Genomic DNA, 14181 nt, shown 5'->3' on the forward strand with positions numbered 1-14181 from the left:
TCCCTGTGGGAGCGAGCCTGCTCGCGATTGACCGCGCAGCGGTCGCCGACATGACTGTGTTGGATCAATGCTTTGAACTCTGCGCGTTGGCGCCAGCGTTTGATCGTGGCACGATGTCAGGGTTATCGACCGAGACCCCCTGACCATGCCGCAATCCCAAGCCAAGAATCTGTCCCTGATCGCCGCAATCGACCTGGGCTCCAACAGCTTTCACATGGTCGTGGCCAAGGCCCAGAACAGCGAAATCCGTATTCTCGAACGTCTCGGGGAGAAGGTTCAGCTGGCCGCCGGCATTGATGAAGAGCGCCAGCTCAGCGAAGAATCCATGCAACGCGGGCTCGATTGCCTGAAGCGCTTTGCCCAACTGATCAACGGTATGCCGCCTGGCGCCGTGCGAATCGTGGGCACCAACGCCTTGCGTGAAGCCCGCAACCGCGCTGAATTCATCCGCCGCGCCGAAGACATCCTCGGCCACCCGGTGGAAGTCATCTCCGGCCGTGAAGAAGCGCGCCTGATCTACCTCGGCGTTTCCCACACCCTCGCCGACACGCCGGGCAAGCGCCTGGTGGCCGACATCGGCGGCGGCAGTACCGAATTCATCATTGGCCAGCGCTTCGAACCGCTGCTGCGCGAAAGCCTGCAGATGGGCTGCGTCAGTTTTACCCAGCGCTATTTCAAGGACGGCAAGATCACCCCGGCCCGCTATGCCCAGGCGTACACGGCAGCGCGGCTGGAGATCATGAGCATCGAACACGCCTTGCACCGCCTGACCTGGGATGAAGCCATCGGCTCCTCAGGCACCATCCGGGCCATCGGCCTGGCACTGAAGGCCGGCGGGCATGGCACGGGTGAAGTGAACGCTGAAGGCCTGGCCTGGCTCAAGCGCAAATTGTTCAAGCTCGGTGACATCGAGAAGATCGACTTCGAAGGCATCAAGCCGGACCGTCGGGCGATCTTCCCGGCCGGCCTGGCGATTCTCGAAGCCATCTTCGATGCCCTTGAACTGCAACGCATGGACCACTGTGAAGGCGCCCTGCGCGAAGGTGTGCTCTATGACCTGCTCGGCCGGCATCACCACGAAGACGTCCGCGAGCGCACCCTCAGTTCGCTGATGGAGCGTTATCACGTCGATCTGGAACAGGCGGCGCGGGTCGAACGCAAAGCGTTGCACGCGTTTGACCAAGTGGCCGAGGACTGGGACCTGGAGGACGGCATCTGGCGCGAACTGCTGGGCTGGGCCGCCAAGGTTCATGAAGTGGGCCTGGACATCGCTCACTATCACTACCACAAGCATGGCGCCTACCTGATCGAGCATTCGGACCTGGCGGGTTTCTCCCGCGAAGACCAGCTGATGCTCGCACTGCTGGTGCGCGGCCATCGACGCAATATCCCCCGGGACAAGTTTGCCGAGTTCGGCGATGAAGGCATCAAGCTGATTCGCCTGTGCGTGCTGCTGCGCTTTGCGATCCTGTTCCATCACATCCGCGGCACCCAGCAAATGCCTCAGGTCGTGCTGCACGCCAATGGCGACAGCCTGGATGTGTTGTTCCCGGAAAACTGGCTGGATGAAAACCAGCTGACCCAGGCCGACTTCGGTCTCGAAGCGGAATGGCTGACCCGGGTCGGCATTGTGCTTAACGTGCGCTGAACCACCGCAAGACGTCCGCCAAACACGTCCCCTGCAGGAGCCGGCTTGCCGGCGAAGGCGTCCTTGAAATCGACGCAAGACTTGAAGGCCATACACTACGTGCGGCGATTCGACAACCCAGGCTCCAACAGGCGATAGGCCTTCAGGATTGTGGAGAATGGAAGGACGCCTTCGCTGGCAAGCCAGCTCCTACAGGGGGGCGGTGGAAATAAAAATGGCGATCCGCAGGGATCGCCATTTTTTACATCACGCCAGGATTAACGCACCGCCAGGATCGGGCTGCCCAAACGCTCCAGCAAGGTGGCCTGCGCACTGCGCGGGTTCTGGTTGCCGGTCGGTGTGTTGCGGATGTAGCGACCGTCCGCCTGCAGGCTCCAGCTATGGGTGTTGTCGGTCAGATACAGCTCCAGCTCCTTCTTGACCCGCATGATCAGCTTCTTGCCTTCCACCGGGAAGCAAGTCTCGACACGCTTGTCGAGGTTGCGCTCCATCCAGTCGGCACTGGACAGGAACATCTGCTCCTCCCCGCCGTTCAGGAAATAGAAGACCCGGGTGTGCTCCAGGAAGCGCCCGATGATCGAGCGCACGTGGATGTTGTGCGAGACCCCGGCGATGCCCGGACGCAGGCAGCACATGCCGCGTACCACCAGATCGATACGCACCCCGGACTGACTGGCCTTGTACAGCGCGCGGATGATCTTCGGATCAGTCAGCGAGTTGAACTTGGCGATGATGTGCGCCGGTTTGCCGTCGAGGGCGAACTGAGTCTCCCGGGCAATCATGTCGAGCATGCCCTTCTTCAGCGTGAACGGCGCATGCAGCAGTTTCTTCATGCGCAGGGTCTTGCCCATGCCGATCAGTTGGCTGAACAGTTTGCCCACGTCTTCGCACAAGGCGTCGTCGGACGTCAGCAAACTGTAGTCGGTGTACAGGCGGGCGTTGGCCGCGTGGTAGTTACCGGTCCCCAAGTGGGCGTAGCGGACAATTTCCCCGGCTTCGCGACGCAGGATCAGCATCATCTTGGCGTGGGTCTTGAAGCCGACCACACCGTAGATCACCACCGCACCGGCCGCTTGCAGGCGGCTGGCCAGTTGCAGGTTGGACTCTTCGTCAAACCGTGCGCGCAACTCGATGACCGCGGTGACTTCCTTGCCGTTACGCGCCGCATCCACCAGCGCATCGACGATTTCCGAGTTGGCGCCGGAGCGGTACAGGGTCTGGCGCACCGCTAATACGTGCGGGTCCTTGGCGGCCTGGCGCAGCAGATCGACCACCGGGGTGAACGACTCGAACGGGTGCAGCAGCAGGATGTCCTGCTTGCTGATCACGCTGAAAATGTTCTCGCTGTTCTGCAACAGTTTCGGGATCTGCGGCGTGAACGGCAGGTATTGCAGTTCGCGCTGGCTGTCCAGGCCGGTGATGCTGAACAGACGGGTCAGGTTGACCGGACCGTTGACCTGATACAGCTCGGTCTCGTGCAGGTTGAACTGCTTGAGCAAGTAGTCGGACAGGTGTTTCGGGCAGGTGTCGGCCACTTCCAGACGCACCGCGTCCCCGTAGCGACGGGAGAACAACTCGCCGCGCAGGGCGCGAGCCAGGTCTTCCACATCTTCGGTATCGACGGAAAGGTCGGCGTTGCGGGTCAGCCGGAACTGGTAGCAGCCCTTGACCTTCATACCCTGGAACAGGTCATCGGCGTGAGCATGGATCATCGACGACAGGAACACATAGTTGTCGCCAGGACCGCCGACTTCTTCCGGAACCTTGATGACCCGCGGCAGCAGGCGGGGTGCCGGGATGATCGCCAGACCGGAATCGCGGCCGAAGGCGTCGATGCCTTCGAGTTCGACGATGAAGTTCAGGCTCTTGTTCACCAGCAACGGGAACGGGTGGGTCGGGTCGAGGCCGATCGGGGTGATGATCGGGGCGATCTCGTCGCGGAAAAAACGGCGAACCCAGGTTTTGATCTTGGTGGTCCAGTGACGCCGGCGGATGAAGCGGACCTGATGCTTTTCCAGTTCCGGCAACAGGATGTCGTTGAGGATCGCGTACTGGCGGTCGACGTGACCGTGTACCAACTCGCTGATGCGGGCCAGGGCCTGATGCGGTTGCAGACCATCCGCGCCGGCCTGCTCACGGGCGAAGGTGATCTGCTTCTTCAGGCCGGCCACACGGATTTCGAAGAACTCGTCCAGGTTGCTGGAGAAGATCAGCAGAAATTTCAGCCGCTCCAGCAAGGGGTAGGACACATCCAGTGCCTGTTCCAGCACGCGGATATTGAACTGCAGTTGCGATAGCTCGCGATGGATGTACAGGCTGCTGTCATCCAGACCGGGGATGGCAATCGCCGGCGTCGCCGCAGCAGGCTCGGCTACCACCGCGGAGGGAGCAGGCTCCAGCTCCGGCGGGGTTTCGGCGATTTGCTCCACCACAGGTTGAGCCTCTTTTACGGCGACTTCAGTGAGTCCTTCGGTAGTCATGGAATGTTCCTGGGAGGGCTATTGTTGCTCTCGTAACAATTGAGCGGCACGGACGGCAAAGTAAGTCAGGATGCCATCAGCGCCTGCACGTTTAAAAGCGGTCAGGGATTCGAGGATGACCCCTTCACTCAACCAGCCATTCTGGATCGCGGCCATGTGCATGGCGTATTCGCCGCTGACTTGATAAACAAAGGTCGGCACTTTGAATTCTTCTTTGACCCGATAAAGGATGTCCAGATACGGCATGCCTGGCTTGACCATGACCATGTCCGCGCCTTCTGACAAGTCCGCCGCCACTTCGTGCAGGGCTTCATTGCTGTTGGCCGGGTCCATCTGATAGGAGGCCTTGTTGGCCTTTCCCAGGTTCAGCGCCGAACCCACGGCATCGCGGAACGGGCCGTAATAGGCGCTGGCGTACTTCGCCGAGTAGGCCATGATCCGTACGTTGACGTGATCGGCCAGCTCGAGGGCTTCGCGGATCGCCTGGATGCGACCGTCCATCATGTCCGACGGGGCCACGACCTGGGCGCCGGCTTCGGCGTGGGACAGGGCCTGCCTGACCAGTGCATCGACGGTAATGTCGTTCTGCACGTAACCTTCTTCGTCGAGAATGCCGTCCTGACCGTGGGTGGTGAACGGGTCCAGGGCTACATCGGTGATTACCCCCAGTTCAGGGAACTGCGCACGCAATGCGCGGGTGGCGCGCTGGGCAATGCCTTCGGGGTTCCAGGCTTCTGCGGCGTCCAGGGATTTGAGTCCGGGTGGTGTCACCGGGAACAGGGCCACTGCAGGAATTCCCAACTCGACCCACTTGGCCGCTTCTTCCAGCAACAGATCGATGGTCAGGCGCTCGACGCCCGGCATCGAGGTCACCGCTTCGCGACGGTTTTCACCGTCCAGCACGAACACCGGCAAGATCAGGTCGTCGACGGTCAGAACGTTTTCACGGACCAGTCGACGCGAGAAATCATCACGACGGTTGCGTCGCAGGCGGGTTGCAGGAAACAAACGGTTGGCGGGGGTAAAGCTCACGGCAAACTCCTGAGCCCGCGCGGGGGGCGAGCATGACAGTTATAAGCGACCATTATGACCGTGGTATTACAGTTATGTGCACCTGTGACAGCTAGTCGCATTCCATTCTCCTTGTAGGAAATGTTCACGTCGAGACACATTTGGACACTTTCATGAATGTGCACGAAGGGTTAGGCTGCGCGTTCATTTCGCCAGCATCCAGACAATGCTCCAACAATTTCTTCAGGAATTCGGCTACTTCGCCCTCTTTCTCGGCACGTTTTTCGAAGGCGAAACCATTCTGGTGCTCGCAGGCTTCCTCGCGTTCCGCGGATACATGGACCTCAAAGTGGTGATGATCGTGGCGTTCCTCGGCAGTTATGCCGGTGATCAGCTGTGGTATTTCCTGGGGCGCAAACACGGCCGCAAGTTGCTGGCACGCAAACCGCGCTGGCAATTGATGGGCGACCGCGCGCTGGAACATATCCGCAGGCACCCGGACATCTGGGTCCTGAGCTTCCGCTTTGTCTATGGACTGCGCACGGTGATGCCGGTGGCGATCGGCCTGTCGGGCTATCCGCCGGGACGTTATCTGCTGCTCAACGGGATCGGTGCCGCGATCTGGGCTGCCGCGCTGGCGGCCGCGGCCTATCACTTCGGCGCGGTGCTCGAAGGCATGCTCGGCAGCGTCAAGAAGTACGAATTGTGGGTGCTGGGCGCGCTGCTGGTCGTCGGCTTTTGCCTGTGGCTGCGGCGACGCTTCAAGAATGCCCGCCTGGCGAAGAAGATCTACGCCGACGAGCAAGCCTTGAAAGCCGAACAGGCCAAAATCGACGGTCCTAAGACGCCAGTCGAGTGAAGCGGTTTCGGCAACAGTAGAGACCGATCACGCTGAGCAGGCTGTAACTGAGCAGCCCGACCCAGCCCACCGCACTGGCCGGCCACAGCCCGACCACTGGCGCCAGCCATACCAGCGGCAGGTTGGATGCCAGTCGCAGCAGCTCCAGCTTCAACGCCCACGGGCGATTCTCCAAGGCCACGCCCAGTACGAACAAACCCAGCGCCACGGCGCTCCAGCCGAGCACCAGCGCGGCTGTCGGCAGATGCTGCGCAAGATTCATCAAGTAGCTGCCCAGCGCGATGTAGACGCAAAACTGCACCGCAACGTAAAGCTGCTGACGCCCGTCCAGCGGCACCTCGAATTTGCGGAACTGACTCAGGTCCGGCTTGTTCATCGGGTACTTCGCCGCCACATCCGCCGGCCGCCAACCGGTGCGCATGAACCAGATCCGCAACTTGTCCCACCCACTCCCGGCTCGCCGTGCGTCATCCCATAATTGTACGTAGAACTGCACGTTCGCCCATAGCGGATTCCAGCTCGCCAGCGGCGTGGTCACGCCGAAAATCACTGGTTCGTTGTCGTCCTCTTCCTGGAACGAGCCAAATAGACGGTCCCAAATAATGAACACCCCGCCGTAGTTGCGATCCATGTAGAGAGCGTTTTGTGCATGGTGAGCCCGATGATTGGACGGCGTGACGAAGAACCACTCGAACCAGCCGAGCTTGGGAATATGCCGGGTATGCACCCAGAACTGATACAGCAGGTTCAACGCGGCGACGCTGACGAACACCAGCAGCGGCACACCCAGCACCGCCATGGGCAGGTAGAAAATCCAGCTCAGGAGAAAGCCGGTGCTGGTCTGGCGCAGGGCGGTGGAGAGGTTGTAGTCCTCGCTCTGGTGATGCACCGAATGCGCCGCCCAGAGGATGTTGCGCTCGTGGCCCAGGCGATGCAGCCAGTAGTAGCAGAAGTCGTAGAGGACGAAAGCAAACACCCAGACCCAGACGCGGTCGGCCGAGAGTTCGAACAGCGCCAGATGCTCAAGGGCAAATGCGTAGGTGACCAGGCCGACACCCTTGGTCAGCAAGCCCGTGGTGGTCGACAGCACGCCGGTGCTGACGCTGTTGATCGCGTCCGCTACCCGGTAATTGCTCACCCCGCGCCAACGGTCGGCCAGCAGCTCGAGGGCGATCAGCACAAAGAAAAATGGCACCGCATACAGAATGAAGTCCATGACGCGCCCTGATCGGAGTCTTGAGGACAGATCCTATGTGTATTCGCGAATTATCCCTATGGCAACGAGTGACAAATTAGTGGACATTTAACGCCATGAATCTGGAGAAAAGCCCATGAGCAAAAAAGTTGCAGTGATCCTTTCCGGCTGTGGCGTCTACGACGGCGCCGAGATCCACGAGAGCGTGATTACCCTGCTGCGCCTGGACCAGCGTGGCGCCCAGGTGCAGTGTTTCGCCCCAAATATTGCGCAGTTGCATGTGATCAACCACCTGACCGGCGAAGAAATGCCCGAGTCGCGCAATGTGCTGGTGGAGTCGGCGCGCATCGCCCGGGGCAACATCAAGGATATTGGCGAAGCGGACGTTGAAGAATTCGATGCGCTGATCGTTCCTGGCGGCTTCGGCTCGGCCAAGAACCTGTCGAACTTCGCCATCGAAGGTGCGGGCTGCACCGTGCAGCCGGAAGTCCTGGCGCTGGCCGAAGCCTTTGCCGAAGCGGGCAAGCCAGTCGGGCTGATCTGCATTTCGCCGGCGCTGGCGGCGAAAATTTATGGGCCGGGCGTGACCTGCACCATCGGTAACGATACCGACACGGCCGCGGCGATGAACAAGATGGGGGCGACACACGCGGAATGCGCGGTGACTGAAATCGTTGAAGACAAGGCGCGCAAGCTGGTCAGCACGCCGGCGTACATGCTGGCGCAAAGCATCAGCGAAGCAGCCTCCGGCATCAACAAACTGGTCGACCGCGTGCTCGAACTGACCCACGAAAACGACGCCTGAAACCCCCTCTCTGATCGTTCCCACGCTCCGCGTGGGAATGAAGCCAGGGACGCTCCGCGTCCAAAAAGCGGACGCAGAGCGTCCGGTGAGGCATTCCCACGCGGAGCGTGGGAACGATCAGCCCCGGAGCGTGGGAACGATCATGGTGAACGGGACAGCCGGGTGAGGATCCGGTCCAGCGCATTGGCAAACGCCTGCTTCTCGCGGTCGCCAAACGGCGCCGGGCCGCCGCTCATCTGCCCCTGCTCGCGCAAATCGGTGAACAGATTGCGCACCGCGAGTCGATCGCCCATGTTCTGCGCGTCGAACTCCTTGCCACGCGGATCCAGCGCTGCAACCCCCTTCTTCACCAGCCGGTCTGCCAGCGGTACATCGCTGCAAATCACCAGCTCACCTGGAACCGCGTGCTCCACCAGGTAGTCGTCGGCCGCATCCGGACCACTGGGCACCACGATCAGCTTCACCAGGGCCAGGCCCGGCTTGATCTGCGGCTGCCCGGCCACCAGCACCACTTCGAACTGGCGCTTGAGGGCGAACTTCACCACCAGATCCTTGGCGGCCCGGGGGCAGGCGTCGGCATCGATCCACACACGCATCATTGTTCCTCTTCTAAAAAGCTTCGCGGGCAAGCCTCGCTCCTACAGGTTATACGCGACCGCAACTGGTGCGCGAATCCTGTAGGAGCGAGGCTTGCCCGCGAAGGTGAGCGCAGCGAATGCTGTTTAAGAAACCGACACCCGCCGCTTCTCTGCCATCCGGCTACGACTGTACAGCACGATGATCGCCAGGATCGCCACCACCTGCGCACTCAGCGAATACGCGTCCGCATGGATCCCCAGCCAGTCGAAATCAAAGAACGGCACCGGCCGCGTGCCGAAGATCCCGGCTTCCTGCAACGCCTTCACGCCATGCCCGGCAAACACCACCGACAGCGCGCACAGCAGCCCGGCGTTGATGCTGAAGAACAATGACAGCGGCAGTTTCGCCGAGCCGCGCAGGATCACCCAGGCCAGGCCGACCAGCAACACCAGCGCCGTCGCACCACCGGCCAGCACCGCGTCATGACCTGCCGGCCCGGCTTGCAGCCACAGGGTTTCATAGAACAGGATCACTTCGAACAGTTCGCGATACACCGAGAAGAACGCCAGGGTCGCAAACCCGAAACGCCCGCCACCGCCCACCAGGCTGCTCTTGATGTAGTCCTGCCAGGCCGCTGCATGGCGACGGTCGTGCATCCACACGCCGAGCCAGAGCACCATGACGCTGGCAAACAGCGCCGTCGCACCTTCGAGCAACTCCCGTTGCGAGCCGCTGACGTCGATCACGTACGCCGCCAGCGCCCAGGTCCCGAGGCCGGCCAACAAGGCCAGGCCCCAGCCGACGTTGACGCTGCGCACCGCCGATTGCTGGCCGGTATTGCGCAGGAACGCCAGGATCGCCGCCAGCACCAGAATCGCTTCCAGTCCTTCACGCAGCAAAATCAGCAAGCCGGAGATATAACTCAGGGACCAGCTCAAACCATCGCCGCCCAACAGGCCGGCGGCTTCCTGCAACTTGGCCTTGGCCGCGTCCAGGCGCAGCTGGGCCTGGGCCACGGGCAGCCCGTCCTGCAATGATTGACGGTACGCCATCAGGGATTTTTCGGTGTCTTTGCGCACGTTGGCGTCGACGTTGTCCAGGGAGCTTTCGACCAGCTCGAAACCTTCCAGGTAGGCCGCCACCGACAGGTCATAGGCCTGATCGCGATCGCCGGCCCGATAAGCCGCGAGGCTCTTGTCCAGGGTCTCGGCGGTGTAGTCGAGCAATTGCGCCGGGCCGCGCTTGACCTGCGGCGGTTGAGCGCGCTGCGCACGGAACGTCGCCGCGGCTTGCGGGCCGTCGACGGCCTGCACTTCTGCCGGCGTCTGACGCGCCAGATCCGCGATGTTGTAGGCCTTCGCACCTTGGGCGGCAGCCGGATCGGCACTGAAACTGGCGATATAGGTCGCCAGGTCCCAACGCTGGCGATCATCCAGCTGATCGGCGAAGGCTGGCATATCGGTGCCTTCGACACCCAGGCCCAAGGTGTTGTAGATCGCGTAGAGGCTCAGGTGGTCCAGGCGCGCCGCGTCACGCAGATTGGCCGGTGGCGGTGTCAGGCCGACGCCCGCTGGGCCATCACCGGCCCCCGTATCGCCATGGCAGACCGAACAGTGCTGGGCGTAAAGCGGCGCTCCGCGAGTCGGGTCCGGGGTGATGATCGGAGCCTGGCTGACTTCATAGGCTACTGCCAGCTTCGCGCCGAGTTGCCGTGCCTCGCGGGCGACGTCCGCCCCGCCCTGACGCGCCACGATGGCGCTACGCAGCGTGCTGACGCCCTGCTCAAGCCCGGCCTTCTCCGGCTTGGCCGGCAGCGCAACGATCAAGCCTTGCAACACCTGGATGAATTCCAGTTGCTCGCGGTATTCGGACTCGTCGATGACCTTGCCCGCTTGCACGGTTTGCGGGTAGTCCGCGCCAATGTAATCGAGCAAATGCAGCGCTTGTGGCGCGCCTTCCACGGTGTCGGCCAGCAGCTGAGAACTGCACAAGGCAGCCAGGGCAAATACCAGCCAGGCCAGGAGTCGGGACGGGGCAGTCATGAATGAATCTCAAATGGAAATACGAAGTTACACATTGTTCACTTCGAATGACATTCACTCAAGCTTTGTTCGCTGATATCGAGATCCTATGTAGGAGCGAGCTTGCTCGCGATGGACGTCAACGGTGACGCGTTTATTCTGAATAGACGCGTTGCCCTTGAGACCATCGCGAGCAAGCTCGCTCCTACAGGGTATTAAATTGAAGGTCGGGTTTGTGTGGCCGACAGAATTCAGACGGCCACTTTGCGCAGCGTCGCCATGAACGCCGCCGCGCCAATGAACAGGCCGGCAAAGGTGCGGTTCATACGTCTTTGCTGTTTGGGCGTACGCAGCATCCGCAGCACCTTGGACGCCAGCCCGGTGTAACCGGCCATGACAATCAGGTCCACAAAGACCATGGTCACACCGATGATCAGGTATTGAGCCAGCAGCGGTGCGTGAGGGTCGATGAACTGCGGCAACACCGCCAGCATGAACACCAGCGCCTTGGGGTTGCTGATGTTCACCAGAAAACCACGGAACACCAGGGCCATCGGCTTGCCAATCTGCCGCACGGCCGCGTCATCGCTCATGTCGCTGGGCAGCGCTCGCCATTGCTTGATCGCGAGGAAAACCAGATAGGCCACGCCGAACCATTTGATCGCGTAGAAGGCCGTGGCCGAAGCGGTGAGAATGGCGCCCACACCGGCGCCGACAATCGCGATCTGCACCGCCAGGCCCAATTGCAGGCCCAGGGCGTTCCAGTATCCGCGCCAGAAACCGTATTGCAGGCCGCTGGACATCGACGCAATGGCGCCGGCACCGGGAGACAGGCTGATCACCCAGCAGGCGGCAAAAAACGCCAGCCATGTTTGAAGCTCCATTGCACACCTCGACTCGGACTTGTGACAGATGTCTAAGCTAATGCGGCTTTGGGCTGGTGACTATCGATTTTTTGCAGGATGTTGCGGGTGCCGACCAGCGTTTGCGCCGGTAGGGCCCTTCGCGAGCAGGCTCGCTCCTACTGACTGTGGGAGCGAGACCGGCTTGCCGGCGAAGGCGGAGAGTCAGGCGACGGAAAACCTATTTCTCGAACCCATTCGAAGGGAATACATCACTACCCCGCCAGCGCCGAACCGAACGCTGGAAGAACAAGCTGTTGGGCACTTGCACCATGGCACTGCCAGTGCCGAGCTCCTCGGCTTCGATCAGCGTGGTGTAGAGCAGATTGATCGCCACCACCCGCCCCTTGACCCCGAGCTTGTCGGTGGTGTCGACCAACTCGACCACATCACCAATACGAAATGGGCCGACGGTAAAGATCAGAATGGCGCAGAGCAGGTTGGAGAGCACGCTCCACATGGCGAAGAACGCCACCGCCGCCACCGCGACAAAGCCGGACAACGCCGTCCAGAGCACCGTGGCCGACACCCCGAGGCGCTCTAGGACGAAGATCAGCGCACTGCCCATGATCAGCCAGCGCAGACCGCCGCGCAGCGGCATCAGCAGCTGCGGCGGCAATGGATAGCGCTCGCCCAGGCGGGTCAGGCACTTGGCCACGAAGCGCTGGGCGACGTACCCCGCCAACAGAATCAGCAGGATTTGCCCGAACAGCCAGAGCGGCTCGATCCACATGGCTGACAGCGGCAGCTTGAAAGCCTCCATCAAGACAGCGCCTCCAGCTCCGCCTGCATGTTTTCGAGCAATTCCAGGGCTTCCATCCAGGCTTCTTCCAGTTCGGCTTCACGTACCTTCAGCTTGGCCTGTTCAGCCAGCAGATCACGCAAATCGTTCTTGCGCGCCGGTTCGTAGATGTCGCTGTCGCCGAGGCTGGCATCGATCTTCGCCAGTTTTTCGTGCAGCTTGCCCAGCTCGGCTTCGAGCTTGTCCGCCTCGCGCTTGTGCGGAGCCAGTTGCTGACGCAGCGCCGCTGCGGCCTGGCGCTGGGCTTTCTTGTCGGTCTTGTCCGGGTTGACCGGGGTATTACTGACCGGGGCATTGCGCTGACGGTACTCCACCAGCCACCGGGTGTAGTCCTCGAGATCGCCGTCGAATTCCTCGACCTTGCCGTCGGCCACCAGGTAGAAATTGTCGGTGGTGCTTTTAAGCAGATGACGATCGTGGGAGACCACCAGTACCGCACCGGTGAACTCCTGCAGCGCCATGGTCAGCGCCAGGCGCATTTCCAGGTCCAGGTGGTTGGTCGGTTCGTCGAGCAGCAACAGGTTCGGCCGGCCCCAGGCGATCAACGCCAAGGCCAGGCGGGCCTTCTCGCCACCGGAGAAATTCAGCACCGGCTCGTCGATCCGCGCGCCACGGAAGTCGAAACCGCCGAGGAAATCACGCAGGGTCTGCTCGCGCTCGGTGGGCGCCAGGCGCTGCAGGTGCAGCAACGGGCTGGCCTTGGAATCCAGGGAGTCCAACTGGTGTTGGGCGAAGTAACCGACCACGGTGTTCTCGCCGCGGGTCAGGCGACCGGCCAGGGGCTCGAGTTCACCGGAGAGGTTTTTGATCAGGGTCGATTTACCTGCACCGTTGGGGCCGAGCAACCCGATTCGCGCGCCAGGGGTCAGTTGCAGCTTGACCTTCTCCAGCACGGTTTTGTCGCCGTAACCCAAACGGGCGTCGGACAGGTCGATCAACGGACTGGAGATCTTCGTCGACTCGCGAAAGACAAAGTCGAACGGCGAATCAACGTGGGCGGCGGACAACTCTTCCATCCGCTCCAGTGCCTTGATCCGGCTCTGGGCCTGACGGGCCTTGGTGGCCTGGGCCTTGAAGCGGGCGATGTAGCTTTCCATGTGCGCACGTTGAGCCTGCTGCTTCTCGTAGGCCTGCTGTTGCTGGGCCAGGCGCTCGGCACGGGCGCGTTCGAACGCGGTATAACCACCGCGGTACAGGGTGATCTTGCGTTGATCGACGTGCGCCACGTGATCGACCACGGCATCGAGGAAGTCGCGGTCGTGGGAAATCAGCATCAAGGTGCCGGGGTAGCTTTTCAGCCATTCTTCGAGCCAGATGATGGCGTCGAGGTCCAAGTGGTTGGTTGGTTCGTCGAGCAGCAACAGATCCGAGGGACACATCAAAGCCTGCGCCAGATTCAGACGCATCCGCCAGCCACCGGAGAAACTTCCTACCTGCCGATCCATCTGATCGTTGGTGAACCCCAAACCGGCCAGCAGCTTGCGCGCCCGGGCATCGGCGGTGTAACCGTCGGCACTGTCGAGCTCGGCGTGCAGGCGGGCCTGAGCGGCACCGTCATGGGCCGCTTCGGCGGCGGCGAGGTCGCGTTGCACCTCGCGCAGGCGCAGGTCGCCATCGAGCACGTAGTCGACCGCGATCCGATCGAGGGTGTCGATCTCCTGGCGCATGTGGGCGATGCGCCAGTCCGCCGGCAGCAAGCAATCACCCGAGTCCGGGTGCAGGTCACCCAGGAGCAAGGCGAACAGGCTCGATTTGCCGGCGCCGTTGGCACCGATGAGGCCGGCTTTGTGGCCGGCGTGCAGGGTCAGCTCGGCGTCTTCTAGCAGACGTTGCGGGCCACGCTGTAAAGTCAGGTTCTGAAGTCGGATCATAATGGCGG

The 14181-nt window shown here is 61.7% G+C and carries 11 protein-coding genes; 3 read left to right on the forward strand and 8 right to left on the reverse strand.

Annotated features, from left to right (window positions below; genetic code table 11):
- Nucleotides 1-145: 145 nt before the first annotated feature.
- The gene (gene ppx, locus F8N96_RS16375) at nucleotides 146-1648 is read left to right on the forward strand and encodes an exopolyphosphatase (protein WP_150798671.1); all 1503 of its coding nucleotides are present in this window, start codon (nucleotides 146-148) and stop codon (nucleotides 1646-1648) included.
- Nucleotides 1649-1905: 257 nt separating this feature from the next.
- On the opposite strand, the gene ppk1 is transcribed toward ppx, so the two are convergent.
- On the reverse strand, nucleotides 1906-4128 hold the full coding sequence (gene ppk1 / locus F8N96_RS16380; RefSeq protein ID WP_150798672.1) for a polyphosphate kinase 1: 2223 nt from the start codon (nucleotides 4126-4128) through the stop codon (nucleotides 1906-1908).
- Nucleotides 4129-4146: 18 nt separating this feature from the next.
- Nucleotides 4147-5160, reverse strand: coding sequence for a porphobilinogen synthase (gene hemB, locus F8N96_RS16385; protein WP_150798673.1), 1014 nt, complete (start codon nucleotides 5158-5160; stop codon nucleotides 4147-4149).
- A gap of 205 nt (nucleotides 5161-5365) precedes the next feature.
- Here hemB and F8N96_RS16390 point away from each other — a divergent pair, with 205 nt between their 5' ends.
- On the forward strand, nucleotides 5366-5998 hold the full coding sequence (locus F8N96_RS16390; protein WP_064680375.1) for a DedA family protein: 633 nt from the start codon (nucleotides 5366-5368) through the stop codon (nucleotides 5996-5998).
- On the opposite strand, the gene F8N96_RS16395 is transcribed toward F8N96_RS16390, so the two are convergent.
- Nucleotides 5979-7214: a sterol desaturase family protein gene (locus tag F8N96_RS16395; RefSeq protein ID WP_150798674.1), complete on the reverse strand. Its 1236-nt coding sequence runs from the start codon at nucleotides 7212-7214 to the stop codon at nucleotides 5979-5981. The genes F8N96_RS16390 and F8N96_RS16395 overlap by 20 nt on opposite strands.
- 115 nt (nucleotides 7215-7329) lie before the next feature.
- Between F8N96_RS16395 and elbB the strand changes: the two genes are divergently transcribed.
- Nucleotides 7330-7998: an isoprenoid biosynthesis glyoxalase ElbB gene (elbB, locus tag F8N96_RS16400; protein ID WP_150798675.1), complete on the forward strand. Its 669-nt coding sequence runs from the start codon at nucleotides 7330-7332 to the stop codon at nucleotides 7996-7998.
- Between the two features lie 140 nt (nucleotides 7999-8138).
- Here elbB and F8N96_RS16410 read toward each other — a convergent pair whose 3' ends face one another.
- The 5 genes from F8N96_RS16410 to F8N96_RS16430 form a co-directional block, all read right to left on the reverse strand.
- Nucleotides 8139-8594: a YaiI/YqxD family protein gene (locus tag F8N96_RS16410; protein WP_150798677.1), complete on the reverse strand. Its 456-nt coding sequence runs from the start codon at nucleotides 8592-8594 to the stop codon at nucleotides 8139-8141.
- A gap of 126 nt (nucleotides 8595-8720) precedes the next feature.
- Nucleotides 8721-10619, reverse strand: coding sequence for a cytochrome c/FTR1 family iron permease (locus F8N96_RS16415; protein WP_150798678.1), 1899 nt, complete (start codon nucleotides 10617-10619; stop codon nucleotides 8721-8723).
- Nucleotides 10620-10849: 230 nt separating this feature from the next.
- Nucleotides 10850-11482, reverse strand: coding sequence for a homoserine/homoserine lactone efflux protein (gene rhtB, locus F8N96_RS16420; protein ID WP_150747929.1), 633 nt, complete (start codon nucleotides 11480-11482; stop codon nucleotides 10850-10852).
- Between the two features lie 199 nt (nucleotides 11483-11681).
- Nucleotides 11682-12263 carry a mechanosensitive ion channel family protein gene (locus F8N96_RS16425; protein WP_150798679.1) on the reverse strand — a complete coding sequence of 194 codons (582 nt, stop codon included), beginning with the start codon at nucleotides 12261-12263 and terminating at the stop codon, nucleotides 11682-11684.
- Nucleotides 12263-14173 (reverse strand): ATP-binding cassette domain-containing protein, encoded by a 1911-nt coding sequence (locus tag F8N96_RS16430; protein WP_150798680.1) that lies wholly within the window; start codon nucleotides 14171-14173, stop codon nucleotides 12263-12265. The genes F8N96_RS16425 and F8N96_RS16430 overlap by 1 nt, the downstream gene beginning before the upstream one ends.
- Between the last annotated feature and the right edge of the window lie 8 nt (nucleotides 14174-14181).

Source organism: Pseudomonas fluorescens (assembly GCF_902497855.1).
Lineage (GTDB): Bacteria > Pseudomonadota > Gammaproteobacteria > Pseudomonadales > Pseudomonadaceae > Aquipseudomonas > Aquipseudomonas fluorescens_BI.

Bases quoted from the DNA above. Each gene is read 5' to 3' on its own strand.
- ppx (WP_150798671.1), top strand. From the start codon at position 146: ATGCCGCAATCCCAAGCCAAGAATCTGTCCCTGATCGCCGCAATCGAC.
- ppk1 (WP_150798672.1), bottom strand. From the start codon at position 4,128: ATGACTACCGAAGGACTCACTGAAGTCGCCGTAAAAGAGGCTCAACCT.
- F8N96_RS16390 (WP_064680375.1), top strand. From the start codon at position 5,366: ATGCTCCAACAATTTCTTCAGGAATTCGGCTACTTCGCCCTCTTTCTC.
- F8N96_RS16395 (WP_150798674.1), bottom strand. From the start codon at position 7,214: ATGGACTTCATTCTGTATGCGGTGCCATTTTTCTTTGTGCTGATCGCC.
- elbB (WP_150798675.1), top strand. From the start codon at position 7,330: ATGAGCAAAAAAGTTGCAGTGATCCTTTCCGGCTGTGGCGTCTACGAC.
- F8N96_RS16410 (WP_150798677.1), bottom strand. From the start codon at position 8,594: ATGCGTGTGTGGATCGATGCCGACGCCTGCCCCCGGGCCGCCAAGGAT.
- F8N96_RS16415 (WP_150798678.1), bottom strand. From the start codon at position 10,619: ATGACTGCCCCGTCCCGACTCCTGGCCTGGCTGGTATTTGCCCTGGCT.
- rhtB (WP_150747929.1), bottom strand. From the start codon at position 11,482: ATGGAGCTTCAAACATGGCTGGCGTTTTTTGCCGCCTGCTGGGTGATC.
- F8N96_RS16425 (WP_150798679.1), bottom strand. From the start codon at position 12,263: ATGGAGGCTTTCAAGCTGCCGCTGTCAGCCATGTGGATCGAGCCGCTC.
- F8N96_RS16430 (WP_150798680.1), bottom strand. From the start codon at position 14,173: ATGATCCGACTTCAGAACCTGACTTTACAGCGTGGCCCGCAACGTCTG.